Source organism: Ketobacter sp. GenoA1 (genome assembly GCF_003671475.1).
In the GTDB taxonomy this organism is placed as follows: domain Bacteria; phylum Pseudomonadota; class Gammaproteobacteria; order Pseudomonadales; family Ketobacteraceae; genus Ketobacter.
Map to the genome: position 1 here is coordinate 34,732 of NZ_RCHM01000030.1, position 24,678 is coordinate 59,409.

At 54.7% G+C, this 24,678-nt stretch carries 22 protein-coding genes; 17 read left to right on the forward strand and 5 right to left on the reverse strand.

From position 1 onward, the window contains the following. The first annotated feature begins 149 nt into the window (after nucleotides 1-149). From D9N13_RS12230 to D9N13_RS12295, 14 genes are all read left to right on the forward strand, one after another. Nucleotides 150-1,355: a CaiB/BaiF CoA transferase family protein gene (locus D9N13_RS12230; RefSeq protein ID WP_290590206.1), complete on the forward strand. Its 1,206-nt coding sequence runs from the start codon at nucleotides 150-152 to the stop codon at nucleotides 1,353-1,355. A 78-nt stretch (nucleotides 1,356-1,433) separates the two neighbouring features. Continuing rightward, nucleotides 1,434-2,372, forward strand: a complete 939-nt coding sequence (locus D9N13_RS12235) for a hydroxymethylglutaryl-CoA lyase (protein ID WP_290590209.1) — start codon at nucleotides 1,434-1,436, stop codon at nucleotides 2,370-2,372. A 46-nt stretch (nucleotides 2,373-2,418) separates the two neighbouring features. Beyond that, entirely contained in the window at nucleotides 2,419-3,201 is a 783-nt protein-coding gene (locus D9N13_RS12240; RefSeq protein WP_290590218.1) for a DUF3450 domain-containing protein, read from the forward strand. Further along, entirely contained in the window at nucleotides 3,198-4,580 is a 1,383-nt protein-coding gene (locus D9N13_RS12245) for a MotA/TolQ/ExbB proton channel family protein (protein WP_290590221.1), read from the forward strand. The genes D9N13_RS12240 and D9N13_RS12245 overlap by 4 nt, the downstream gene beginning before the upstream one ends. Continuing rightward, nucleotides 4,580-5,122, forward strand: coding sequence for a MotA/TolQ/ExbB proton channel family protein (locus tag D9N13_RS12250; protein ID WP_290590224.1), 543 nt, complete (start codon nucleotides 4,580-4,582; stop codon nucleotides 5,120-5,122). Before D9N13_RS12245 ends, D9N13_RS12250 begins: the two co-directional genes overlap by 1 nt. After that, nucleotides 5,119-5,526, forward strand: a complete 408-nt coding sequence (locus D9N13_RS12255; protein ID WP_290590227.1) for an ExbD/TolR family protein — start codon at nucleotides 5,119-5,121, stop codon at nucleotides 5,524-5,526. Before D9N13_RS12250 ends, D9N13_RS12255 begins: the two co-directional genes overlap by 4 nt. Before the next feature lie 2 nt (nucleotides 5,527-5,528). Beyond that, complete coding sequence (locus D9N13_RS12260; RefSeq protein WP_290590230.1) at nucleotides 5,529-6,134, forward strand: energy transducer TonB; 606 nt, start codon at nucleotides 5,529-5,531, stop codon at nucleotides 6,132-6,134. A 16-nt stretch (nucleotides 6,135-6,150) separates the two neighbouring features. Further along, the gene (locus D9N13_RS12265) at nucleotides 6,151-7,437 is read left to right on the forward strand and encodes a tetratricopeptide repeat protein (protein ID WP_290590233.1); all 1,287 of its coding nucleotides are present in this window, start codon (nucleotides 6,151-6,153) and stop codon (nucleotides 7,435-7,437) included. Next, on the forward strand, nucleotides 7,434-8,420 hold the full coding sequence (locus D9N13_RS12270) for an NAD(P)H-quinone oxidoreductase (protein ID WP_290590236.1): 987 nt from the start codon (nucleotides 7,434-7,436) through the stop codon (nucleotides 8,418-8,420). The genes D9N13_RS12265 and D9N13_RS12270 overlap by 4 nt, the downstream gene beginning before the upstream one ends. A 75-nt stretch (nucleotides 8,421-8,495) precedes the next feature. Further along, nucleotides 8,496-9,140, forward strand: coding sequence for a hypothetical protein (locus D9N13_RS12275; RefSeq protein WP_290590239.1), 645 nt, complete (start codon nucleotides 8,496-8,498; stop codon nucleotides 9,138-9,140). A gap of 253 nt (nucleotides 9,141-9,393) precedes the next feature. Further along, a complete protein-coding gene (locus D9N13_RS12280; RefSeq protein ID WP_290590242.1) occupies nucleotides 9,394-10,737 on the forward strand; it encodes a fibronectin type III domain-containing protein in 1,344 nt (447 codons plus the stop codon). 179 nt (nucleotides 10,738-10,916) lie between these two features. Then, a complete protein-coding gene (locus D9N13_RS12285; RefSeq protein ID WP_290590245.1) occupies nucleotides 10,917-12,569 on the forward strand; it encodes a tetratricopeptide repeat-containing response regulator in 1,653 nt (550 codons plus the stop codon). After that, complete coding sequence (locus D9N13_RS12290; protein WP_290590248.1) at nucleotides 12,544-13,245, forward strand: sensor histidine kinase; 702 nt, start codon at nucleotides 12,544-12,546, stop codon at nucleotides 13,243-13,245. Before D9N13_RS12285 ends, D9N13_RS12290 begins: the two co-directional genes overlap by 26 nt. A gap of 185 nt (nucleotides 13,246-13,430) precedes the next feature. Further along, the gene (locus tag D9N13_RS12295) at nucleotides 13,431-15,521 is read left to right on the forward strand and encodes a hypothetical protein (protein ID WP_290590251.1); all 2,091 of its coding nucleotides are present in this window, start codon (nucleotides 13,431-13,433) and stop codon (nucleotides 15,519-15,521) included. A 76-nt stretch (nucleotides 15,522-15,597) separates the two neighbouring features. On the opposite strand, the gene D9N13_RS12300 is transcribed toward D9N13_RS12295, so the two are convergent. After that, nucleotides 15,598-16,350: a fused DSP-PTPase phosphatase/NAD kinase-like protein gene (locus D9N13_RS12300; RefSeq protein WP_290590261.1), complete on the reverse strand. Its 753-nt coding sequence runs from the start codon at nucleotides 16,348-16,350 to the stop codon at nucleotides 15,598-15,600. 241 nt (nucleotides 16,351-16,591) lie between these two features. Between D9N13_RS12300 and glyQ the strand changes: the two genes are divergently transcribed. Genes glyQ through D9N13_RS12315 form a run of 3 tightly spaced genes read left to right on the forward strand, consistent with a single transcriptional unit; the run spans nucleotide 16,592 to nucleotide 20,339 of the window. Continuing rightward, nucleotides 16,592-17,554, forward strand: coding sequence for a glycine--tRNA ligase subunit alpha (glyQ, locus tag D9N13_RS12305; RefSeq protein WP_290590264.1), 963 nt, complete (start codon nucleotides 16,592-16,594; stop codon nucleotides 17,552-17,554). After that, a complete protein-coding gene (gene glyS / locus D9N13_RS12310) occupies nucleotides 17,551-19,593 on the forward strand; it encodes a glycine--tRNA ligase subunit beta (RefSeq protein ID WP_290590267.1) in 2,043 nt (680 codons plus the stop codon). The genes glyQ and glyS overlap by 4 nt, the downstream gene beginning before the upstream one ends. A gap of 29 nt (nucleotides 19,594-19,622) precedes the next feature. Continuing rightward, nucleotides 19,623-20,339, forward strand: coding sequence for a lysophospholipid acyltransferase family protein (locus tag D9N13_RS12315; protein WP_290590270.1), 717 nt, complete (start codon nucleotides 19,623-19,625; stop codon nucleotides 20,337-20,339). Between the two features lie 222 nt (nucleotides 20,340-20,561). On the opposite strand, the gene D9N13_RS12320 is transcribed toward D9N13_RS12315, so the two are convergent. From D9N13_RS12320 to D9N13_RS12335, 4 genes are read right to left on the reverse strand one after another with little or no spacing between them, the layout of a single operon-like run. Beyond that, entirely contained in the window at nucleotides 20,562-22,571 is a 2,010-nt protein-coding gene (locus D9N13_RS12320; RefSeq protein ID WP_290590273.1) for a response regulator, read from the reverse strand. A gap of 6 nt (nucleotides 22,572-22,577) precedes the next feature. Continuing rightward, nucleotides 22,578-23,042 carry a response regulator gene (locus D9N13_RS12325; protein WP_290590276.1) on the reverse strand — a complete coding sequence of 155 codons (465 nt, stop codon included), beginning with the start codon at nucleotides 23,040-23,042 and terminating at the stop codon, nucleotides 22,578-22,580. Further along, entirely contained in the window at nucleotides 23,039-24,469 is a 1,431-nt protein-coding gene (locus D9N13_RS12330; RefSeq protein ID WP_290590279.1) for a sensor histidine kinase, read from the reverse strand. Before D9N13_RS12330 ends, D9N13_RS12325 begins: the two co-directional genes overlap by 4 nt. Before the next feature lie 18 nt (nucleotides 24,470-24,487). Next, the gene (locus D9N13_RS12335) at nucleotides 24,488-24,676 is read right to left on the reverse strand and encodes a hypothetical protein (protein WP_290590282.1); all 189 of its coding nucleotides are present in this window, start codon (nucleotides 24,674-24,676) and stop codon (nucleotides 24,488-24,490) included. Nucleotides 24,677-24,678 lie beyond the last annotated feature (2 nt).

Below are 24,678 nucleotides of genomic sequence, written 5' to 3' on the forward strand. Positions count from 1 at the left end.
TTATGGGTCATGTTTATAGATTGTATACAATCATAATGATCGATTAGTTTCAACCACTAAATAAGGCCCGTTTTTCGGTTTATTCGACTTGAAGTCTGCCAACGAAAGCATCAATTGCATACAAAATACGAACATCAGAAGGTTTGCCCATGAGCGCTTTGTCCCACATTACGATTCTTGATCTGACCCACATGTTGTCCGGCCCTTATGCCAGCCAGTTGCTGGCCGACATGGGTGCCCATTGCATCAAGGTGGAACCCCCGGGCCGGGGTGAAGGCACCCGTAAGCTGCTGGCGGACGATGAAAAATACTCCATAGACGGAGTGGGCGCTTACTTTTTAACTCTGTCCCGCAATAAAAAGAGCGTCGCCATCGATCTCAAGAAGCCTGCGGGGCTGTCCCTGTTCTACGAACTGGTGAAGAAGGCGGATGTGGTGATCAACAATTTTGGCGCGGGGGTACCCAAGCGACTGGGCATCGATTACGAGGTGTTGAAACAACACAACCCCCGCATCATCACCTGTTCCATCACCGGTTTTGGGGAGACCGGCCCCGACCGGGACCGCGCCGCCTTTGATCTGGTGGCCCAGGGCATGGGCGGTGGCATGTCCATCACCGGAGAGGAAGGGGCACCACCACTGCGGGCTGGGATTCCCATCGGCGGTCTGGGGGGCGGCCTGTTCGCTGCCATTGGTATCCTGGCGGCGTTGAACCAACGGGACCAGAGCCCCGGGGGCAGGGGTCAGCATGTGGACATCTCCATGCAGGATTGCCAGGTGTCCATGCTTAACTACATGGCCACCATGTACCTGATGAGCGGCCAGCAGCCGCCGGCGGTGGGCAACAATCATTTTGTACATGTGCCCTACGGTACCTTTAAAACCCGCACCCGCTACCTGATCCTGGCTTGCATGGGTGATGCATTCTTCGGCAAACTGGCGACGATGTTCAACGATCCTGAGCTAATGGACCCGAAATTTTCCACTCAGCCGGTCCGCTGGGAGCACCGCCACTTTATCAACACCCGGGTGCAGCAGCATATCGGGCAGGAAACCTGTGAACACTGGCTGGAGCGGTTAAAGGAGCATCGTATTCCCGCCGCACCGGTGAACGATTTTGAACATGCACTGAGCGATCCGCAGATTATGGCGCGGGATATGGTGGTGGAGGTACCCCTGGGTAATGACAAAACCGTAAAACAACCAGGCAACCCGGTAAAGCTGTCATCACAAAGTAAGCAAGCATTCACTTCACCCCCCGCTCTGGGGCAACACACCAACACCGTGCTGAGCGAATTACTGCAAATGAATGATTCACAAATAGCACAATTGCGTCAAAATGGCGTAATCGGTTGATAAAGGCGATGTCTGTTTATTTATAAACGACAGTGTTGTTTAATAGTTGGCATATTCACTGGCATAAGAATTCATATCATGCGCGAACGTATCTACATTAATGAAGTGGGCCTGCGCGACGGCCTGCAGAATCAACCCAATCCGGTATCCACCGCGGCCAAACTGGATATGGCCCGAGCCCTGCTGGAGGCCGGGATAACCAGCCTGGAAGCCGTGGCGTTCGTCCACCCCAAAGCGGTGCCACAGATGGCGGATGCGGCGGATGTGCTGGCGGGCCTGGCCACAATCCCACTTAAGAATGATGTGGAGATCTCGGCATTAGTGCCTAATATGCGGGGCTACCAGCGGGCCCGTGACAACGGTGTGCAGTCCGTTGCCGTGGTGGTTTCCTCCACCGACACCTTCAATCAGCGCAACCTGAATATGAGCACACAACAGGCCACCGAGGTTTGCCGCCAGGTGATTTCACAGGCCAGGGCCGATGGAGTGAAGGTGCGCGGTTACGTATCCGGCGCGCTGTCCTGCCCCTACGATGGCAAGACCCCGGTGGACGTGGTACACCGTTTGGCGGCGGAGATGATCGAGGTGGGTGCCGACGAAATTTCCATCGGCGACACCATCGGTGCCGGAAACCCGCGGCAGATCAATGATATCCTGAGTCCACTTGTGCAACAATTCGGGCCTGAGCGGTTCAATCTGCATCTGCATGATACCCGCGGCCAGGCGCTGGCTATGGCCTGGGCCGGGATTACCCAGGGCGTACGCCGCTTTGACAGCTCCATCGGCGGATTGGGTGGATGCCCGTTTGCCCCCGGCGCTTCCGGCAACGTGGCCACCGAAGATCTGGTGTACATGCTGGAAGAAGCCGGTTTTGATACCGGCATTGAGATGGCCAAACTGCGCTTGGCCGTGGCAGCCGCCGAACGGGCCACCGGCCAGCAACTGGGTGGCCGCATCCTGCAATGGATGAAATCCCAGGAAATTCGGGAACAAAACAAACAAAATCCCTGTATATAAATAGAAGACCAATACGGGTTTAACGAAAAAGGTCGTACTACGCATTATGATGAGACACTGCGCCAAACGGGTGGTGGCTTGCCTGGTGGTGTTGTCGGGGGCCATGTTGCCGGGGTTAACCACCCTGGCGGATAAAACCGATCGCATTATCGAAGGTGAACAAGCCAATACCAAGTCCGCCGTCCAATCCCAGGATCGGGTCAACACCATTGCGGATAAAACCCAACAGCTGTTCCAGGATTACCAACTGGAACTGAAACGCATCGAGGATCTGACTTCCTACAACACGCAACTGACTCAACAGATTCGCCGCCAGCAACAAAGCATGCTGGAAACGGAAAAGTCCATTGATGATGTCGCCATTATTGAGCGTCAGGTCACGCCCTTGATGGAGCGCATGGTGAAATCCCTGGAAACGTTCATCAAACTGGATGTGCCGTTTCTGTTGGAGGAACGCTACGAACGCATTGCCTTTCTCAAACACACGCTGGCGCGGGCCGATGTCACCATCGCGGAGAAATTCCGCCAGGTGATGGAGGCCTACAACGTAGAGATGGATTACGGCAACACCATAGAGAGTTATCGCGGCACCCTCAAGATCGGTGAAAATGCCCGCGAGGTGGAGTTTTTGCGGGTGGGCCGCATTGGGCTGCTGTATCAATCCCTGGACGGCAGCGACATTGGTGCCTGGAACAACGAAACCCGTGACTGGCAGGAACTGGGTGGCCGCTACGCCCGCGACATTCGGTTAGGCCTGAAGGTTGCCAAGAAGCAGGCCGCTCCGGAATTGCTGACGCTGCCCATGCCGGCGCCGGAGCCTGCCTCATGATGCGCTATCTTATGCTGACCTTGCTGTTGTGTGTGGGAACACTGCCGCTGGCGGACCCGGCCCACGCCATTTGGAAACCGAAACAGGAAATCGAATCCCTGGACGAACTGCTGGATCTGGTGCAGCAGGGCCGGGTTGAACAATCCAAAGAAAACAAAGAGCGGGAACAGCGTTTTCTGGCGCAAAAGTCAAAGCAGGAGCAACTGCTGCAAGAGGCCATTGCCGAACGCAAGAAACTGGAGCGGCGCAGCGAGTTGCTGGAAACCACCTACGCGGAAAATAAAGAACAACTGGATGAGCTGACCCGGCGCCTGGAAAAGCGCATGGGTTCATTAAAAGAGCTGTTCACCCATCTGCAGGCATCCACCTCCGAAACCGCCAATCTGCTGCAGCATTCCATCACCTCGGTGGAGTATCCCTCCCGCCACCTGGAGATGGAAGATCTGTCGGATTTACTGGGCAGCAACCGTTCCCTGCCCAGCATCAACAACATCGAACAGTTGTGGTTTCAAATGCAACGGGAGATGGTGGAATCCGGCAAGATAAAACACCTCAACCTGGAAGTGATCACCACCCAGGGTGAACCGGTAAAAGCCGATGTGGTGCGCGTGGGCGCCTTCAATCTGTTATCCGGCAACCGATACCTGCAGTACATTCCGGAAACCGGCAAGGTTATTGATCTGAATCGGCAGCCGGCCCGTTATATGTTGGGTTATGTGGAAGATTATACCCAGGCCACAGAAGGGTTTAATGCGGTGGCCATCGACCCTACCCGGGGAACTCTGCTGAACATGCTGCTGGATGCACCGGATTTTGTGGACCGGGTTGAACAGGGCGGTTTCATCGGATACGTGATCATTATTCTGGGCGCCATCGGTGTGATTCTGGCACTGGAGCGCATCATGTTCCTGATCATCACCACGCGCAAGGTGTCTGATCAGATGCGCCTGCAAGAGGTCAAGCGGGACAACCCCCTGGGGCGCATCATGCTGACCTATGAACAGCACAAAAAGCTGCCCCTGGAATCGCTGGAACTGAAACTCGGCGAAGCCATTCTGCGGGAGCGCGGCCCATTGGAAAAACACCTCACCATGATCAAAATCATATCCGTAATCGCACCGCTGCTGGGGCTACTGGGCACGGTTACCGGCATGATCAACACCTTTCAAACCATCACCCTGTTTGGTACCGGTGATCCCAAGCTCATGGCCGGAGGCATTTCCCAGGCTCTGGTAACCACCGTGCTGGGATTGTCGGTGGCCATTCCCGTGGTGTTTTTCCACACCCTGGCCAGCACCCGCAGCAAAGCGGTGATCTCGGTACTGGAAGAACAGAGTACCGGCCTGGTGGCGGAAAAAGCGGAGCAGGAGAACAGCTGATGTGGGCGGTGATGGAAGCCTTTGCCATTGTGCGGGATTTCCACTTTGCCGGTGGGGTGGTGCTGTGGACCATCGGTGTCAACACCCTGATCATGTGGACACTGATCTGCGAACGCACCCTGTACTATCGCTTTGCCCTGCCCAAGGAGATCAATCGCGTCACCCACACCTGGTTCTCCCGGGATGATCGCCGCACCTGGTATGCACAACACATTCGCCAAAAGCTGGTGGCCGAAGTCTGCAGCAACGCGCACTTTTCACTGCCGGTCATCAAATGCATGATCACACTGTGCCCGCTGTTCGGATTGCTGGGAACGGTCACCGGCATGATCGAAATCTTTGATGTCATGAACGCCTTCGGCATGAACAACACCCGCTCCATGGCATCGGGTATTTCCCGCGCCACCCTGCCCACCATGGCCGGCATGGGGGCCGCCATCTTCGGTCTGATGGGGTATCGCGCCCTGTTGCGATACTATGAAATTCAGGTGCAGACGATTGCCGATCAACTGTCGCTTTCCACACGAGGTGCTGCCACATGAGACGGCCTTTCTATCACGTCACCGAAGATGAAGATACCGGCATCGACATGACACCCATGCTGGACATTGTGTTCATCATGTTGATCTTTTTTGTGGTAACCGCATCCTTTGTTAAGGAAACCGGTATCGACATCAACCGGCCCCAGGCCAAAACCGCCATCACCAAGGAAACCGCCAACATCAAGATTGCCATTGATCATGAAGACGTAATCTGGATTGATCGCCAGCAGGTGGATGAGCGCAGTGTCAAAGCCATTCTGGAACGCCTGCACATTGAAAATCCACAGGGCGGTCTGATCGTACAGGCAGACCGTAAATCCACTAACGACAAACTGGTGCGCGTGATGGACGCTGCCCGGCAAGCGGGCATTACCTCCATCTCCATCGCCGCCTCCGATAACTGATCATGGCGCGGCGCTATCTTATTGCGTTCCTACTGGCGTTCAGCATCGTCACCTTCCTGTTTGCATTGTTGATTACGCTGATCAAAACCAGCGAGGTGCCGGTGAACCGATCCGGCGCGCTGAATCTGGTCAACTTCATTCGGGAAAAGAAAGATCCGAACCTACGGCTGGAAGATCTCAAACCGGAACCCCCACCCAAGCCGGCCGAGCCACCACCACCGGCGCAACTGGAGATCGAAACCATGAGCCCCAGCGGTGAGAATTTTGCCATCGCCGATCAACCCATCAGTGAAAACTTTTCCATTGATCCCGGGCTCGGCATCGGCGAAGGCGATGGGGAATATCTGCCGATTTACCGGGTACCACCGCAATATCCACGGCAGGCGCTGTTCGATCGTACCGAAGGCTGGGTGGTGGTGGAGTTCACCATTGATACCCAGGGCCAGGTCAAGGATGCCCGGGTGGTGGATTCAAAGCCCCGTGGCGTGTTCGACCAGGCGGCACTGGATGCGGTGAAACGATTCCGCTTCAAGCCCCGAAGCCTGGGGGGTACCCCCATCGAAGTGCAGGGCGTGCAAAACCGAATTCGATTCAAGTTAAAGAAATGACGGGTTGACTGACGATATGATGAGTAAGGTACGGGTGCTGATAATGCTGTTGGCCTTACCCTGCTTTCTGGGCACGGTAAGCCCTTGCGCCCGGGCAGAATCATCGGCGTCACTCACTGCGCTGGTGTACAAAAAAATCGTTGAATCTCAACAGGCGCTGCGGGAAAAAAAGCTGGAGGCCTCGCAATCCATTCTGGAAAGCATTGCCGAAGGCTCCCGCAATACCGCCTATGACAACGCCATGATCTGGCACATGCTGGGCTACGTTTATTATGAACAGGGGGATTTGAAAAAAGCCGCCACCACTTTCGAAAAGGTATTCGACTATTCAATCCCGCAAAGCCTTAGCGTCAGTAACCATAAAATTCTGGGGCAGGTGTATATGGCTTTGTCCCAGTTTCAGGAAGCTCTGCCCCATTTACGCCTGTGGCTGGAATCCGGCGACGAGGGCAAGGAAGAAGCCCACGCACTGATAGCCCACTGCTATTACGAAATGAAGCAGTACCCATCAGCCGTATCCCATTTACAGGCGGCCATCGATGGCTATCGCGCGCAAGGCAGAACGCCGCGTGAATCCTGGCTCAATCTGCTACAGGCCAGCCTCGCCCACGTGGATGATGTTGAGCACCGCATCGACACCATTAAACTGCTGCTGGCCTGGTTCCCCAAGAAGGAATACTGGCTGGCGCTGGCCAGCGCCTACGCTCAATTGGAACAGATGGATAAATACCTGGCCATTCTGGCCCTGGCGGAACGGGATGATCTGCTCACCAGCGAATCCCAGTACGTCTCCCTGGCCAGCGTGTACTTTGCCGAAGGCGCGCCGCAGAAAACCGCGCAGATTCTGGAGCAGGGCATGCAACGTAACCTGGTACGGCGCAATATCCGCAACCTGCGCTTTCTGGCCTCCGCCTATTCCATGGCGCGGGAATACGACAAGGCCCTGCTGCCCCTGCAGGAAGCCGCCGCGCAATCCAAAGACGGCGAGCTGGACATCATGCTGGGCAACGCATTGTATCAACTGGCCCGCTGGCAGGACGCCAGTAAGGCGTTGGCGAAGGGCCTGGATAAAGGCCTGGTCAAAGGCCCGGATGACAAACGAGGCCGGGATCAGGCCACCACCGCCTGGCTCATGTTGGGACAAAGCCTGCTGAATCTGAAACAATACGACCAGGCCATCGCCGCCTTTGAGCAGGCGGCGCTGGACGAAACCCGCGGCGAACAAGCGCAGCAGTGGATCAAGTACGCCCGCTATGAACAGGAACGACAGGAAAACCTGAAGTTGGAGGCCAACCCGTCATGAGTACCGCAACCATGCACGCCATTGTTATCCAGACCGATCAATCCCTGCACTGGCAACAGCAACCACAACCCGCACCCGGGCCGGAGCAGGTGGCCATCCGGGTGCGTGCCAGTGCCGTCAACCGTGCCGACCTGATGCAACGCGCCGGGCTGTACCCACCACCACCGGGAGCCAGTGAGATTCTGGGCCTGGAATGTGCCGGAGAGATCAGCGCAGTAGGGGATAATGTAGCGCAGTGGCGGGTGGGCGACCGGGTCTGCGCCCTGTTGGCCGGTGGAGGGTACGCCGAAACCGTGGTCTGTCACGCCTCCCATGTATTGCCGATTCCCACGGGATTGGATTTTGTGCAGGCGGCAGCCTTACCGGAAGTGTTTGCCACCGCCTGGCTTAACCTGTTCATGCTGGCGGAACTGGCGCCGGGCCAGAAAGCCGTTCTGCACGCCGGGGCCAGTGGCGTGGGCAGCGCCGGCATTCAGCTGTGCAACGCCATGGGCAATCCGGTGTTTGTGACCGTAGGCAGCCAGGCCAAACTGGACACCTGCATCGCACTGGGGGCCGACACGGGCCACCTGCGCAGCGAAGGGGATTTTGAGGCCGCGGTGAAAGCCTGGGCCGGAAAGACCGGCGTTGACGCAATCCTTGATCCAGTCGGCGGCAATTATCTGGAGCAGAACATAAGATGTCTGAACACCGATGGCAGCCTGGTGATCATCGGCCTGATGGGGGGCCGCAGCGGGTCATTGGACCTGGGCCGGCTCCTGGTCAAGCGCATACGGGTGATCGGGTCCACGTTACGCAGCCGCAGCGACGCCAGCAAAGCTTCCGTGATCCAGGCGTTACGGGAGCGGGTCTGGCCATTGTTTGAGCAGGGCACATTGAAGCCGGTCATTGAATGTCGTTTCCCCATTGAACAGGCGGGGCAAGCCTTTGATCTGGTGGCCAGCAATCAAACCACCGGCAAAGTCATTCTGGAATTACCCTGAAGAATCCGCCTGCAGAAAGCCCATCAGGCTGTTAGAATTATTAATCAGAATAACGTGAAAACAGGGGGATAGGCCGTGGAAGCGCCACATCTGGCACAACCGGATCCGTTGATTGAGACCGGCGATCTGGCCATGTTTTCAGATCAGGAAGATCTGTTTAACGCCGGTGAGACCAAAACATTCAACATGTCCCGCCTCAACCAAACCATCACCGATTCCGCCCATCGCGCCCTGCAGGTCTGTAATGCCCAGGCCCAACTGATGCTGGCCAAGTATCAGACCGAATCCGCCGACGACATGAAGGTGGCCCGGCTCAAGGCCGAGCACATCGCCTACGATCTGGGGGATTCCGAATACGACCCCAATCAGGAACGGGACAACCCCTTCGATGAAACCCTGCTGGCGCAGGCCTGGCAGGAAGGCTATGACGCCGCCCGCAGCGCCAAGCGCTTTCGCCCCATGCTGCAGATCGAGCAGAAGTACTGGGAAGAAGGGGTGAACACCGAAGACGCCCGCTCACAATACGAGCTGTGCGCCCTGCAATTGTTTCGCATCGCCTCCCAGGTGGATGATCCCCACAGCAGTGAACGGGCCAAACGCCTGGCCATGGAAATGTGCCGCTATCACGAAGGGGAAACCCCCTCCAACAACCGCCAGGCGGAGATAGACCGGTTTATGGCCAAACAGGCAGAGCGCATTGCCCGGGCCATCGATTTCTGACGCGTAAATCTCACTTCACCTCGCCCCGCCATGATTCCCGTAGCGGGCCTATTCACATTAAATGTGTGCAGTATTTGGCATCGTTTTTCAAACTACGGATTGCGTAGTTTGTTACTACGCAATCCGTAGTGCATTACTACAGTTTGAGGATTAGAACACCACCGTCCGGCTCCCTACCATGGGCGCATCAAAGAGTTACCCGTATCCACTCTTGATACCAACAACGTTTCAACATAACCCCATGGAGATAATCATGACACGCTCACAACCCAACCTGAAACTCCCCTTACTCGGCGCCGTGCTGGGTGCAACCCTGACCCTGTCCGGCAACAGCCAGGCTCTGCCACCGGTGAATCAGGACCCCACTATTCCGCCGGAGTATGACCGGCCTGCGGCACCCACGCTGGCGCTATCGCGCACTGACGCCGCCATCAGCCTGCGCCTGGCGGACAGTTCCGCCTACGAAGACGGCTACTACATCCAGATGCGAAACAGCAGTAACCAGTGGGTAACCATCCGCAGCAGCGGACCCCTGCTTTCCTATCAAAGCCTGTCCACCACTCAGGCGGGCTTGAAGCCGGATAACCGGTACTGTTTCCGGGGGGCGGCGTACAACCAGACAGGCACCAGTTATTCCGCCATAAAATGCGCCTACACCTATGACGGTAACGATAACCAGGTGTGGCGCGTGCAGCTGGCCATTGAAACCGGCAGCGGCTCGCAAAGCGGCACCAACGATCTGGTGTGGGTGCGCATGAACTCCGCCTCAGGCAACGAGTATCCCAGCGGCAACCTCACCGTGGTGGATTACCCGGGGCAGGATTTCAACGGCGGCACCACTCAAACCGTTGACTTGAACCTGACCGGCCTGTCGCAAATGAGCGACATCAACACCCTTGGCATTTACAAGTCGGGCACCGATGACTGGTGCATCCGCTCGGTGAAGCTGCTGGTGAATAACATTGAAGTATTCGGTGAGGATTACAGCACTGCCGGCAGCGACTGCCAGAATATGCCCAGCCTGTTTTCCGGATTCAGCATGCTGAGCTTCAATCGGTCAGCCCTGCGGGCCGCCAGCAGCTGGCAAAACTACGACGAAGACGTGGCCCTGGGTCTGCTGGGCGCCTTAGGCATTTGGAACACTGAACTGGTGTCTCGCCTGTCCGGTATGATCGGCCACAAAATGTATTACAACGAACTGAGCTGGCGCGACAATTTCGACACTCCGGTGAGCATCACTGCGGTGTGTGACAGCAGCAATCAATGTGATCGCCTGCACGTGGATCTGAACCTGGAGGCCGCCGCCAACATTCTGGATCTGGGCACACTGCACCCCAACGTGGACATCAATTTCGACCTGCTGGTGGATTGCGATACCGATGCCCTGGTCATCAGTACCGAAAACTTCACCGTAACGGCGGATTCTACCCTGGCCCAGGAAATCCTCAGCGTTGGTTTGGTGAACTACGTGGACGGCCAGGTGGAAAGCGCCATCCGCGATGCCTGGGAGGCCATCTCCCAAACCGTCAGTGGCGTACCGGAGTGTGAGGTGATCATCAACCAGGACGGTGACGTATACCTGCAATTAGTGGATTGATCCACCCAGGCTGCGCCCCTGTAGCAGGTGGCGCAGCACAGTCTAATTTATTGATATTCCGCTGGAAAACCTCATTCCATAGACGCCGGCGCAGACCCCTGTCCGGCGCGCTGGCATCACGCCGCAAAGCTCCTACACTTATAGTTATATGTATCACCAAGGAAAGTGTTGCGGTAACCATGGCGTTGGATCTGATCCCCTATCATAAGAAGAACGTGCTGATCATTGAGGATCTGGCGGAAATGCGTTCTTCCATGAAATCCATGCTGGCCAATATGGGTGTTCAGCAAATGGAAACAGTGAACAACGGCGAAGAGGCACTGGCCAAACTGGCCCTCAATCAGTACGACATTGTTTTTTCCGATTATGAACTGGGGCGGGGCAAGGATGGCCAACAGATCCTGGAAGAAGTGCGCTACTCGGGCCTGATCCCCGCCGCCACTGTGTACATTATGGTCACCGCCGCACAGACCGTGGAAATGGTCATGGGAGCACTGGAATTCGAACCTGATGGCTACATCACCAAACCGGTCACACTGGAAATTCTGCGCACCCGCCTTAACCGTATAATCCGCACCAAAGACGTATACCGCGAAATCAATCGGGCCATCGATAAAAACGATATTAATGGCGCACTGGAAGCCTGCAATCGCCTGGCGGTGGAGAAGCCGAAATTCGCACTGCCCGCCTATCGCATCAAAGGCAAGCTGCTGCTGGGCGAAAAACGCTACGAGGAAGCCCGCGACATTTACGACACTGTGTTGGGCATCAAGCGGGTTGCCTGGGCGGTGCTGGGCATGGGCAAGGTGGAGTATTTCAGCGGCAACTACGAAGCAGCCCAGGAGCTGCTGGAAAGCCTGGCCAAAACCAAATCCAAATACGTGGAAGCCTTTGACTGGTTATCCAAAGTGCTGGAGGCCCAGGGCAAGTTCAAGGCCGCACAACAGGTACTGCAACAGGCGGTGGAAGAATCCCCCAAAGCGGTGGTACGGCAACAGGAGCTGGCGCGACTGGCGGAACTCAACGGCGATATGGAAACCATGTACAAGGCCTGTCGTAAAGCCACCGGACTGTCAAAAAATTCCGTGTTCCGCAATGCTGACAATTACATACGCTACGCCAAAGCCCTGCAGGCCAAGATCAAGCACGGCAGCATGCGGGATCAGAAGCTGGCCATCAGCGAAGCGTTCTCCCACATTGAAACGGCGAAAACCGATTTCCATCTGAATCTGTCCCAAATGGTAAAGTGCGGCCTGGTGGAAGCCCAGACTCTGTACAATTCCGGTAAGAACCTGGAAGGCAAGATGGCGTACCGGGCCGTCTGTTCCATGGTAAAAGACGATAGCACGCTGTCGCTGGATGATCAGCTGGATATGCTGGTGGCCAAATTACAATTTGAGGATGAGGCGGACTCCCGCGCCTACGGTACCGATCTGCTGAAAAAAATCGGCAGCAATCGACGCCTGCAATCCAAGTATTACAGTATTCTGGATTTCCACCTGTCCAAACTACCTGAAGCACGCATGGAACTGTTGAAACAACGGGGCAACGAACTGTTGGGCATCAAGGATTATGAAGAAGCCTGGGAGGTATTGTACAAAGCCACCCGCCTGCCCTGCACCGATGTGGATTGCCAGTTGGACGCGCTGAAGGCGGTGGTGAATCTGTACAAGCAGGGCAAGCGTAATTCCGAACTGCTGAACCAGGCCAATGAGCTGTTCAACATTCTGCAAAATATGGACAGCGGTGATCCCCGTTATCCCACCCTGGAAAAACTTCGACTGCAATGGGCCGAGCAAACCCCCGATGACTCACAATCCGCAACTGGCTGATCAGCTTCTCGCTGCCTCCATCCACGAAATCAAAAACCGCTTTGGACTGATGTTTTCGCAGCTGGACCAGCTGCTGGCGGCGCTGCCCCTGGACGACACCCTGAGCCACAACGCCCAGCAGATCAAGAGTGAGGCGGAATTTATCGGTGCCGAACTGGTGCGGGTGCTGGCCAGTTACAAAACTCTGGAAGGGGAAAATATTGTTAACGCGGATCAGCAGTTTCTGGTGGATTTTCTGGAAGAGAAAGTCGCCCGCCATGCCAATACCGTACGCGCTCACGACCTGAACCTTGCGTACGATTGTGATGAAGAGCTGGATGGCTTTTTTGACGCCGGCATCGTCAATATCGTATTGGATACCGCTATTTATAACGCCGTGCAAGAAGGGGCCAAAACCATCCTGCTGACGGCCGATCAGGATAGCGAAGGTCATGCGCTGCGTATCCAGATTCACGATGACGGCCCCGGCTTTCCCGCCGCCATGCTGGAAACCGATGCCGCAGCGGGCACCGGGCAGGGCAGGGTGAAGGCCGATGGCCAGTCCACGGGGCTGGGTTTGTATTTCGCCCGGCGCCTGATAAGCCAACATCAGGAAGCGGACCAAGCGGGCTACGTGGAGCTGGGGGCCAGCGACCGCCTCACCGGTGCCTGTGTGAGCCTGGTTTTACCTCAGTGAAACCGGCGCAGGTAAATCCTTTCATCAATTAAGTTTTCATCCTCTCCTACGGCTTATTTTTAGCTGTTTATTGTCATTCAATTTGTCTATCTAATAGGTTATGGAAATCTGTTCTGGATCGCCCATAACTACATCAAATCTAAACCGGCAACCATATCTTAAGTTAAATCCACTTGGAGCGGACAATGAACAGACCTATCAGAACAAAAGGAAGATATATATATCTTCTCTCTCTTATTTGCTTATATATTCAGATTGCCTCGTGCGGCAGTGAACAAGATCCAGTTACCATTACTTTTGGAGTAACTCCTGGAGTCATTAACTACGGGGACGAAGCTAACTTAAACTGGAACATTAGCCTGGCTTCTAACCAATCCCTGCAAGGAGTGACAATTGACCCAAATATTGGCATTGTAAATGAAAACGGAACCATTACAGTCTCACCCAATAACACCACGGAATACACTCTAACAGCACTTATAAATGATTCTGAGGGCTCCCAAACTCAATACACTAAAAAAATAACTTTACTTGTAGAACAAGGAACAGCATGGGATTGGCAACGTGACGATGTATATTCAGATTTTAATAATATCCAAATTCTCTCTCCGTGGAAATCTGATCAACACTTTGGTGTCGATGTAACCGGATATAGACATCCTGCTGCTGATGGTTGGCGCTTATTCGTAAAACGACTTTCTTGTGACGATTATATTGAAGGCTGCTCAATAGCTGATTTACCTGACTACGAAGATCGTAGAAATTTTCCTTACTTTGCGCTGTACAACATACATTCGGGACAACTTAGAATATTTGTCTACATCAACAAACCAAACTTTACCGGCAGCAAACAGCTCGTTGTAACATCTAGCATCACTGATACTGGATTTCTATCCGATTACGGATTATCACTACAAGAAACCGACTTCAGCCTTCCACTTACTGAGAAGGATCAACAACAAAATCAACAAGTTTTTATAATGAAAAGTTTTGTCAACAAATGGGCTGTGATGGATCGCCATCTGTCATATGATCCAAACGCCATTCCATCTTCACTGGCTCTTGAATTATTTTTTGAGGAAAAAGTAACTGAAGAAGTTAACCTCGCAGGTACTTTTGAATTTAGCTTAACTAGCCAGCAATCCAATGGAAGCAAAGATATTCTTTCAAGTATCTTGAAGTTACCTGGAACTATCAAAAAGAATAAAAAGAACATTGCTAATTCTGGCCAAGATATCATTGACGTTTCCAATGATCTCAGAAATTCTAACAATAGTTTGGTCGACTTTCCGGATGGTTTGCTGGATCGTGCCACGGCATTCGGTACATTTCTAATAGGAAACGCAAGTACGTTTGGTGCTATTCAAGGATTTATCGGAGGTTTAGACATAATTTCAGGATTATCTAATTTTTCAGGTAAATCTTCCTCCGTCCAGTATGGCAGCGGTACGATTACTTTGAATGGGACCATTGTAAACCAATTCCCACAAAACCAGATTGCTATCAATCTCGATGACAATACTTACAGGTTAAATAAAGATTCTTTAGGATTGTTTTCAATTGTCAGGTCACCCCAAATTTGGGTGCAGCCCTACTGCGGCAATACTACAATGCAAAGTCTTAATTTTAGTTGTCCGTTTGTGCACCGTTATATTGAAAATTCCAACGACGAGATTGAATCCGAATTTAGATATACTCCCGCTTCCTTAACGTGGCGCTTTGAAGAAAATCTTAGGGACCTGGTTTTAGTAAACCCGGATTCAGATATGATCTTGACCAATATTGCTGTAGAACCCCTAATTGAGTATAGAGAACCTTATTATCTTAGATTTAAAGACAATACTGGGCAAGATGGTGGTGTTATCGACGACTATCGGCAATTTATTAGTTGGGGCAGCGTAACCGATGAATTCGATTTCTCCAGCAGACTTGCAAAGATCACCTCTACTCCATTTCCAAGCTGGGCCACTTTAGATTCTTTTATAGGAAATAGATTTTTGACAGAAACAAGCACCAAAACTCTAGAAACAAAGGTTTCTGCTTCTAGACAGGTGGTATCTAGAATGGTCGGCCGCTATTACGATGAAGCTGAAACAGGAAACAGATTTCCTGCAGATACTGGTATCACCTGTAATTGCCAGCCTACTCGATTGGAATATCGTATATACCTTTCGTTTGTACATAAAGACGAAGTAGGCTCTACGAATCCCACAATTTTTTCAGAGCACATATTAACCTATAAACCTGAATTAATTATAGGTAGCCCAGGAGACTGAATGAAACTCTAGATCAGGTGTAGGTGTTTACACCTGCGCCTGTGTGAGCCTGGTTTTACCTCAGTGAAACCGGCGCTTAAAAGCTGCCACCACCGCCGTTAAAGTTGGCAAACGGCAGAGGGCCACTGGTGGAGTTGGGGGAGCCCAAGCCTGCGGGCCCCCCGTTAAACATGGGTGACGGCAGTGGCAGATTAACCGGTGCCCAACCACCCGAGCTGGCGCTGCCGAAATTTGCACCCATGGCGGGGGCCGGTGCGGCGGTTGCCGGCAACGCGGCCGCGGCCCGCACCGCAGCCACCTGGGGTGCATGTTCCACTCCGAAATTAGCCCGGAGAAAAGTCGAATTGCACATCTCATCACGGGACATCTGACGGTGTCGGTCACCGGCTGCAAAGCAGTGCAGCATCGCCCAGGCGGCCACAAAGGCGCCGGTACGCCCCTGCCCATAGCCGCAATGCACCAACACACCACCACCGCCAGCCAGGGTCTGCTGCATGGTATTGGCGGCGTTCTGCAATTGAAAAGCGCTGGGCGCGGTGCGATCCTGCACGGAATAATGGTGGTGGGCGATGTTAGCGCCTGCCAACAAGTCGCGGGACTGATCGGTAATGCCCAGTTCATTGGCACTGATGATGCACCGGATGCCTTTCAGCTTCAGAAACATAATCTGCACCATGCTATAGCTTTGCACAGAGTCGTGATGGCTGTTGTATCCCGGCTGGGAGGAGCGGGCCACCTTGCCATCCACCACCCATTGAAAGTTGCTGAACCCCATTTCGGTGCCGGGATTATAGTTGTAACGGTTCAGGCCGTAGAGGGTATCGGTCATGGTGCGTGCCTCGTAACAGGTGCATAGTAGGGGTTGTTATCTGTTATACGCTCCCCGCGCACCCAAAGTTGCAGCCAGAAACGTTTTTTTTCGAAAAACCCGGCGCGCGCCTAACCACCTTGATCATCAAGATAATTTACATGGCCCCCAGACAACTCCATCCAAGTATCGAAGCTTTAACGCTAATCAGGCTATAATAGGCGCCTTTTTGAATTCGAGCGCTTCACGATCAAGGTTTTCCATGAGCGAACAGACTTCCGGCCAAGATAAGCCCCTGACTTTTCAGGAACTCATTCTCACCCTGCAGAATTTCTGGGCCTCCCGGGGTTGTGTGGTGATTCAACCCTATGACATGGAGATGGGGGCCGGTACCTTCCACACCGCCACGTTCCTGCGTGCCATCGGGCCGGAAACCTGGAACGCCGCCTATGTGCAGCCCAGCCGCCGCCCCACCGACGGCCGCTACGGGGACAACCCCAACCGCCTGCAGCACTATTATCAGTTCCAGGTGGTGCTGAAACCCAGCCCGTCGGATATCCAGGAACTGTATCTGGAATCCCTGCGCCTGTTGGGCATCGATACCCGCGCCCACGATGTACGCTTTGTGGAAGACAACTGGGAATCCCCCACGTTAGGCGCCTGGGGCCTGGGCTGGGAAGTGTGGCTCAACGGCATGGAAGTTACCCAGTTCACCTATTTCCAGCAGGTGGGCGGGGTAGAGTGCTACCCGGTTACCGGTGAGATCACCTACGGCCTGGAGCGCCTGTGCATGTACCTGCAGGGTGTGGATTCCGTCTACGATCTGGTGTGGACCGACGGCCCCTTCGGCAAGGTCACCTACGGTGATGTGTTCCACCAGAATGAAGTGGAGATGTCCACGTACAACTTTGAGCACGCCAATGTGCCCAAGCTGTTTGAACTGTTCGACTACTACGAAGCCGAATCCAATAAACTGATGGAACAGGAGTTGCCGCTTCCCGCCTATGAGATGGTGGTGAAGGCCTCCCACACCTTTAACCTGCTGGACGCCCGCCGCGCCATTTCCGTCACCGAGCGTCAACGGTTCATTTTGCGTGTGCGTACCCTGGCCCGCAACATCGCCAAAAGCTACCTGAAAGCCCGGGCCAAACTGGGCTTTCCCATGGCCGAGGCCAGCCTGCGCGATGAAGTGCTGGCGAAACTGGCACAGGAGGACGCGGCATGAGCACACAGGATTTTCTGGTGGAACTGGGCACCGAAGAGCTGCCGCCCAAAGCACTCAATCAGTTGTCGCAAAGTTTTTGCGCAGGCATTGTCAGCGGCCTGGAAAGCGCCGGCCTGCCACACGCCGAGGTGCACGCCTATGCCGCCCCCCGGCGCCTGGCGGTGCTGGTGAAGGCATTGGCCACCCAACAACCGGATCGGGTGCAGAATATTGACGGGCCACCGGTCGCCGCGGCGTTTGATGCCGACGGCAACCCCACCAAGGCGGCACTGGGCTTTGCCAAAAAGAACGGTGTGGACGTGGCTGAGCTGGATAACAGCGGCCCTAAACTGCGCTACGTGAAAGAAGTCAAAGGTCATCCGGCCCGCGACCTGCTGCCGGACATCGTGGCCCAGTCGCTGAATGATCTGCCGATCCCCAAGCGCATGCGTTGGGGTGCTTCCCGGGTTGAATTTGTGCGCCCCACCCAATGGCTGGTGATGCTGCTGGGGGATCAGGTGGTGGAATGCGATATTCTGGCACAGACTGCCGGGCATGAATCCCGCGGCCATCGTTTTCACCATCCGGAGAAAGTCCGCATCAGTGCACCGGCCAACTATCTGGAAGATCTGCGCGCCGCCTGGGTGGTCGCGGATTTTGCCGAGCGCCGAGCCATCATCGAACAACGCGTGCATGAGCTGGCGGCCCGGGAAAACGGCACCGCCATCGTACCGGAAGCACTACTGGATGAAGTCACCGCCTTGGTGGAATGGCCGGTGCCGCTGGTGTGTTCCTTCGAGGAGCGCTTTCTTGAAGTACCGCAGGAAGCCCTGATTCTCACCATGCAGGATAACCAGAAATACTTCTGCCTGCTGGATGCCAACGGTAAGTTGCTGCCGCGCTTTATTACGGTGGCCAACCTGGACAGCACACAGCCCGAGTTTATCGTACAGGGCAACGAGAAAGTGGTGCGACCACGGCTCAACGACGCCGAATTTTTCTTTAATCAGGATAAGAAAACCACCTTGGCATCCCATAACCAGCGCCTGCAACAGGTGGTGTTCCAGAACGAGCTGGGCAGTGTCTTCGACAAGGCCTCACGGGTTTCCCAACTGGCGGGGTTCATTGCCGCTGCCTTGGGTGCCGATCAGGGCCTGGCGCAACGGGCCGGTTTGCTGTCCAAGTGCGACCTGTCCACCGAAATGGTAGGGGAGTTCCCGGAGCTGCAGGGCATCATGGGTACCTATTACGCCCGCCACGACGGCGAGGCGGAAGAGGTGGCACTGGCCTTGAACGAACAGTATCAACCTCGCTTCGCCGGCGATGAGCTACCGTCCACCACCACCGGTCAGGCGGTGGCCATTGCCGATAAAGTGGATACGCTGGTGGGTATTCTGGGTATCGGCAAACACCCCACCGGCGACAAGGACCCGTTTGCGTTGCGCCGTGCCGCACTGGGCGTGTTGCGCATTATTGTCGGCAGGGAACTGCCATTGGATCTGGCCGCCCTGGCACAGCAGGCCGCGGCCCTGTACGGGGATAAACTCACCAACAGCAATGTTCAGCAGGATGTTATGGCGTTTATGAACGGCCGCTACCAGACCTGGTTTGTGGAAGAGGGTATCGGCGTGGACATCGTCAAAGCGGTGTTGGCGGTGAATCCCACCCAACCACTGGATTTTTATCGGCGGGCCAAGGCGGTACAGTCGTTCAAGCAACTGCCGCAAGCGGACGCGCTGGCTGCTGCCAACAAACGGGTGGGCAACATTCTCTCCAAGCGTGATCAAAGTCAGCCCCTGCCGGCCATAAACAGTGACCTGTTGCAGGATGATGAAGAAAAAATGCTGGCCAGTGCCATCGCATTGCATCAAACCGACAGCAACATGGATTACCCGGCCCGGCTGCAATCCCTGGCTGCCTTGCGCGAACCGGTGGATGCGTTTTTTGACAAGGTGATGGTGAACGTGGACGACGAGGCTCTGCGCAATAATCGCCTGGCACTGCTGGATCAACTGCACCAGCTGTTTTTGGATATTGCGGATATTGCCGAGCTGCAGTAGCCCCTGATTAAGGAAGTCTGACGCACTCCATGAATACCGTTCGCGGATTGATCTTCAATGTGTTCTACGCCCTCAGCGTACTGATGGCCAGTGTACCGGTGGTGATCCTGGGTCCGTTCCTGGGATTTCAGGGCCGGATCCGGTTGTTCGCCTTTTGGACCCGGGTGGTATTGTGGTATCTGCGCATTATTTGCGGCATTCGCGTGCGGGTCATCGGCCAGGACAACATTCCCTCACAACCGGTGGTGGTGGTGGCCAACCATCAAAGCACCTGGGAAACCTACGCCCTGTATCATCTGTTGTACCCCGTCTGTACCGTGCTGAAGAAGGAGCTCACCTATATTCCGGTGTTCGGTTGGCTGCTGCTGTGGGCGCGCCCCATCGTCATCGACCGCAGCAAAAAGGCCACCGCGTTGAAGGAAATTCTACGCCAGGGGCGCAACCGGTTGAATTCGGGCCTGTCCGTGCTGATCTTTCCTGAAGGCACCCGGGTTCCGCCCGGGGAGACCCGTAGCCATCTGCCCGGTGGCGCCATGCTGGCGGTGAAAAGCGGCACCCCGGTATTGCCAGTGGCGCACAACGCCGGTCTGCATTGGCCGGCCCATAAGCTGGAAAAAATCCCGGGGGAAATCGTGGTGAAAATCGGTGCGCCGATTTCCTCCGAGGGCAAATCAGCCAAAGAACTGAATGCGCAGTTAGAACATTGGTTGAACACCGAAAAGGCACAATTGTTGGCCACCAATTAGCCAATGTTTCCAGTCTTCCCGTAGTGCGTTCCTATTGGTAACAAAGTTATCCACAGACTGACTGTTTACTCAATTAGATTGATTTTTTCGGGCGAAATGTAAGCCATCACTTACTGCAGAGCCGCCGGAGAGCCATTGAAACCAACATAACTCACTGTTTTTAAAGACAAAATTTCTCAGAATCCCGAAACCGGGGATAGTGGCCGTAGCAAGTACTCACCTTCAAGCACCGTTCACTGCGCCACTGGAACTGCGCCCCTTATTCACATTTTTATCCACAGCTTTTTCCAGAGCAGATCGGATAAGTTCCATATTGACCGGTTTGAGCAGATGATCGCTAAAAATCGAACGGGCCCGTTGCGCAGACGAAAATTCATGACCGGACAGGGCCACCATGGGTGGTGGTTTATCATCCAAACGCTGTAATTGCGCCGCCAGCTCTTCCCCGGAACAGTCCGGCAGGCCCATGTCCATCAGGATCAAGTCCGGCTTAAGGGCGGCATAGGCCTGCTGCGCGTCGGCTCCACTAGCGGCGATTTGCACCTGCCAACCCAGGCTCTCGATCAGCAAGGCGGTCATCCTGGCCGCATCTTCGTCGTCTTCCACCAACAGCAATCGCCGTTGATTCTCTGCCGGTGCCGGTGCCGGTGCAGGATCAGGTGATGGCGAAGGCGATGACTCCAGCAGGTGGAGAATGCATTGCACCAGGCGCCCCTCATCCACCGGTTTGCTGAGATAATCGGTACAGCCCGCAGCCAGACAGCGCTCCCGCTCCCCCTCCATGGTGGCGGCGGTCAAGGCTACAATAGGGCCACTATAGCCCTGCTTACGCAACTGTGCCGTGGCCTCCAGACCATCCATCACCGGCATCTGTATATCCATCAGTACCAAATCAAACGGTTGCTGCTGCTGCGCCGCCATCACCTTCTCCAGCGCCTCGCGGCCGTCAACGGCCACCTCCGTGCGCACACCCATGCCCGCCAGGATCTGCCCCAGTAAAACCCGCAAATCCGGCACATCGTCGGCAACCAGGATGCGTGCCTGTAACCGGGGCAGCTCCGGCGGCAAGGTACTGGCCCCCAGCCGGTCCAGCTCCAATGCAACCCACGCCACATCCTCCGGCAGCCCCACCGCAATCTTTACCGTAAAACAACTGCCCTTGCCCAGTTCGCTCTGCACCGTGATATCGCCACCCAGGCGCTGCGCCAACTGACGGCTGATGGCAAGCCCCAGACCGGTACCTTCGCTCTGCGGGCGCTGTACCGCCGGTGCCTGGGAAAACGGCTTGAACAATTTCGGCAAAAACTCCGGAGCGATCCCCATGCCCGTATCGGTTATTTGCAGGTTCAATATCCAATCGTCCAGCGCCTCTTCCAGGGTCACCTGAAAGCTCACCTGACCCTGGTGGGTAAATTTGATGGCGTTACCCAGTATGTTCAACAACACCTGGCGCAAACGTGTTGGATCGGTATGAATCACCGAGGGTAAACGTTGTGGTGCCAGGAATTGCAAGCGGATGTTCTTGTCGTCGGCCCGCACCCGCAATAAATGATAAACATCACTGAGAAAGCGGGGAAAATCCAGCGGGTGTGTTTCCAATTCCAGTTTACCCGCTTCAATCTTGGATAAATCCAGTACGTCGTTAAGCAGGCTCAACAGGTGATGGCCGTTGCGTTTGATCACACCCAGATAATCCACGGTGTCATCGGAACTTTGCCTGATGAGCAAGTCGGTGTAACCCAGAATGGACGAGAGCGGGGTGCGCAATTCATGGCTCAGGTGAGCCAGAAATTCGGACTTGGCGCGGTTCTCGGATTCGGCCCGCAGCCGTTCCATGCGTTCCACTTCGGTTTCGCGCCGGGCAATGGCGTAACGAATGGCCCGAGCCAAACGGGATTCCGTCAGATTGGATTTGACCAGATAATCCACGGCGCCGGCAGACAATGCCTGCTCATCCAGATGCTCATCATCCTGACCGGTGAGCATGATAATCGGACGGTTAAAGCCCAGCGTTTGCGCTTCCTTCAATAAGGACACACCATCACTGGGGCCCAATGCGTAATCCATCAGACACACATCATGCTCATTGAGACTCAGCAACTCACGGGCAGATTGCAGATCCGCTGCCCAATCGAGCCGGTAAGCACCGCCGGCGATATCATCCAGCAGATCGCGAGTGATGATATAATCATCCTCGTCATCTTCCACCAGTAACAAACGAATCTCTCGCACGGCGGGTTACCCGTTGCACTCACCGTTTAGGGTTTGCGGCAATTCCACAAATTCCACCCAGTAGGTACCCAGGGCTTTCATCAACTCCACCAGCCCTTCAAACGTCACCGGCTTGGTAAGATAAGAGGCAGCACCCAGATCATAACCCTTGAGCATGTCTTCTTCGGTTTTCGAGGTGGTGAGGATCACCACCGGTATGCGCCGTAACCGGGGATCAGCTTTGATTTTCGCCAGTGCCTCCCGGCCGTCCATCCGTGGCATATTCAAATCCAGCAATATAAGGCTGGGCCAGATGTGTTCCTGATCCTTGAACTGGCCTTCTCCCCGCAGATATTCCAATAACTCAACCCCATCGTTCACCAGAATCAAGGTGTTGTTGACCCGGCTTTCCTGCAACGCCTCCTGAGTCAGCAGTTGGTCGTCTTTATCGTCATCGGCCATCAGAATCACAATAGGCTTTCCGTTGTTCATGATGTCTCTCTCTCGGCTGCAAACTGCAAAGGCGGATTAAAAGGAAGCTCCAACTCGAAGGTAGTGCCCACACCGGGCTCGCTGCGTGCGGTAATCTCACCGCCATGTCGTTCCACTATGCGGCGGCAGATAGCCAACCCGATCCCGGTACCTTCGTATTCATGGCGGCCGTGGAGCCGCTGAAACGGCGTGAAGATCTTGTCCAGGTACTGATCATCGAAACCGATGCCATTATCTTCGATGGCAAGGCGATAGCGTTGTTCCTGCTGCTCACAACGAATCCTGATATGGGGGGCCCGGTCGGTGGGCACAAACTTTAACGCGTTGCCGATAATGTTCTGCAGCAACTGCTTCATTTGCGACGGGTCCGCATTCACCACCGGCAGCGTATCCTTTTCAATGACCGCACGGGTTTCTTCGATTGGTACCGCCAGATTATCCAGCACTTCTGCCAGCACCAGATTTAGATCCACCTTAAGAAATGGTTTGGCACGAGTGGATACCCGCGAGAAAGTCAGCAGATCATCGATCAGCTTGGACATGCGCAGGGCCGCGTTCTGCATTCGTTGTATGTAATCGGCACCATCACCGATCTGGTCACCATAACGGGATTTCAACCGATCGCCAAAGGTGCGGATCTTGCGCAGGGGCTCCTGCAGATCGTGGGATGCCACAAAGGCGAAATCCTGCAACTCCCGGTTGCTGCGTTTCAGCTCTTCTGAATAACGCTGCAACGCCCGGGTTCGCTCTTCTACAACAGCCTCCAGGTGGGTCGCTTCCAATTGTTGGCGGCTGATGGCCCGATACAACAGCACCGCGATGAATATCAGCAGCATAAGCACCAAACCGTTGGCCACCACGATGGTTTGCATGACGGTTTTACGGCTGCGGCCTGCCTCACGGGATTGGGTTTCCAACAGTTGGTATTCAGCCTCCTCCATCTGCATGATCAGGTTACGGATATTGGTAAGGCTCTCATGGCTGGCAAACATGTTGCTGGATGACAGCCAATCCAACTCCGCGTTCTCACTGCGCAGATTAATGTGATCGGTCATCTGATCCAAACGTTCCAGAATCGCATCCTCCAGATCATTGATACGCTGGGTTTGTTCCGGTAACTCAGGGTTAAAACTGCGCAGATGGGAGATGTGCTGCTGAATGTTTTCCAGGGAGGTAAAGTACGGCCGCAGGTGATCCGCCTTGCCGGTAATCAGAAAGCCCCGCAAGCCCAGCTCAGCATCCTGGACCGACGAAAATACATCCTTGATCGCCCGCAATATGGATTTAGTGGTGCTGGCCCGTTGCTCATTATGCACCAGCTTTTCGATGGCCTGATAGGATTGCACTGCGTTAATACCCATCAACAGGACTAAAGCGAGGATGCTGAAAAGCCAGACCCGGTGTAAGACACTGATGCTATGCTTCATAAACCGTTCGTGACAACCTCAACGTTGATTCAAATAACGGGCGCAGTGCTTACATTCCTGCAACATTTTTTCAACACTATCCAAAACCTGATCGTTAGGCACATCCTGTTGTACCATCAGTTTAACCAGTTCGGCGTTCATGGTGATGTTATTGAGCATGTTCCTCAGTGCGTGTCGATCCAGTGGTTCGTGTTCGGTGTCGGTCATAC

What these genes read in the sequence shown, in the direction of transcription:
- D9N13_RS12230 (WP_290590206.1), top strand. Translation starts at nt 150, where the DNA reads ATGAGCGCTTTGTCCCACATTACGATTCTTGATCTGACCCACATGTTG.
- D9N13_RS12235 (WP_290590209.1), top strand. Translation starts at nt 1,434, where the DNA reads ATGCGCGAACGTATCTACATTAATGAAGTGGGCCTGCGCGACGGCCTG.
- D9N13_RS12240 (WP_290590218.1), top strand. Translation starts at nt 2,419, where the DNA reads ATGATGAGACACTGCGCCAAACGGGTGGTGGCTTGCCTGGTGGTGTTG.
- D9N13_RS12245 (WP_290590221.1), top strand. Translation starts at nt 3,198, where the DNA reads ATGATGCGCTATCTTATGCTGACCTTGCTGTTGTGTGTGGGAACACTG.
- D9N13_RS12250 (WP_290590224.1), top strand. Translation starts at nt 4,580, where the DNA reads ATGTGGGCGGTGATGGAAGCCTTTGCCATTGTGCGGGATTTCCACTTT.
- D9N13_RS12255 (WP_290590227.1), top strand. Translation starts at nt 5,119, where the DNA reads ATGAGACGGCCTTTCTATCACGTCACCGAAGATGAAGATACCGGCATC.
- D9N13_RS12260 (WP_290590230.1), top strand. Translation starts at nt 5,529, where the DNA reads ATGGCGCGGCGCTATCTTATTGCGTTCCTACTGGCGTTCAGCATCGTC.
- D9N13_RS12265 (WP_290590233.1), top strand. Translation starts at nt 6,151, where the DNA reads ATGATGAGTAAGGTACGGGTGCTGATAATGCTGTTGGCCTTACCCTGC.
- D9N13_RS12270 (WP_290590236.1), top strand. Translation starts at nt 7,434, where the DNA reads ATGAGTACCGCAACCATGCACGCCATTGTTATCCAGACCGATCAATCC.
- D9N13_RS12280 (WP_290590242.1), top strand. Translation starts at nt 9,394, where the DNA reads ATGACACGCTCACAACCCAACCTGAAACTCCCCTTACTCGGCGCCGTG.
- D9N13_RS12285 (WP_290590245.1), top strand. Translation starts at nt 10,917, where the DNA reads ATGGCGTTGGATCTGATCCCCTATCATAAGAAGAACGTGCTGATCATT.
- D9N13_RS12290 (WP_290590248.1), top strand. Translation starts at nt 12,544, where the DNA reads ATGACTCACAATCCGCAACTGGCTGATCAGCTTCTCGCTGCCTCCATC.
- D9N13_RS12295 (WP_290590251.1), top strand. Translation starts at nt 13,431, where the DNA reads ATGAACAGACCTATCAGAACAAAAGGAAGATATATATATCTTCTCTCT.
- D9N13_RS12300 (WP_290590261.1), bottom strand. Translation starts at nt 16,350, where the DNA reads ATGACCGATACCCTCTACGGCCTGAACCGTTACAACTATAATCCCGGC.
- glyQ (WP_290590264.1), top strand. Translation starts at nt 16,592, where the DNA reads ATGAGCGAACAGACTTCCGGCCAAGATAAGCCCCTGACTTTTCAGGAA.
- glyS (WP_290590267.1), top strand. Translation starts at nt 17,551, where the DNA reads ATGAGCACACAGGATTTTCTGGTGGAACTGGGCACCGAAGAGCTGCCG.
- D9N13_RS12315 (WP_290590270.1), top strand. Translation starts at nt 19,623, where the DNA reads ATGAATACCGTTCGCGGATTGATCTTCAATGTGTTCTACGCCCTCAGC.
- D9N13_RS12325 (WP_290590276.1), bottom strand. Translation starts at nt 23,042, where the DNA reads ATGAACAACGGAAAGCCTATTGTGATTCTGATGGCCGATGACGATAAA.
- D9N13_RS12330 (WP_290590279.1), bottom strand. Translation starts at nt 24,469, where the DNA reads ATGAAGCATAGCATCAGTGTCTTACACCGGGTCTGGCTTTTCAGCATC.
- D9N13_RS12335 (WP_290590282.1), bottom strand. Translation starts at nt 24,676, where the DNA reads ATGACCGACACCGAACACGAACCACTGGATCGACACGCACTGAGGAAC.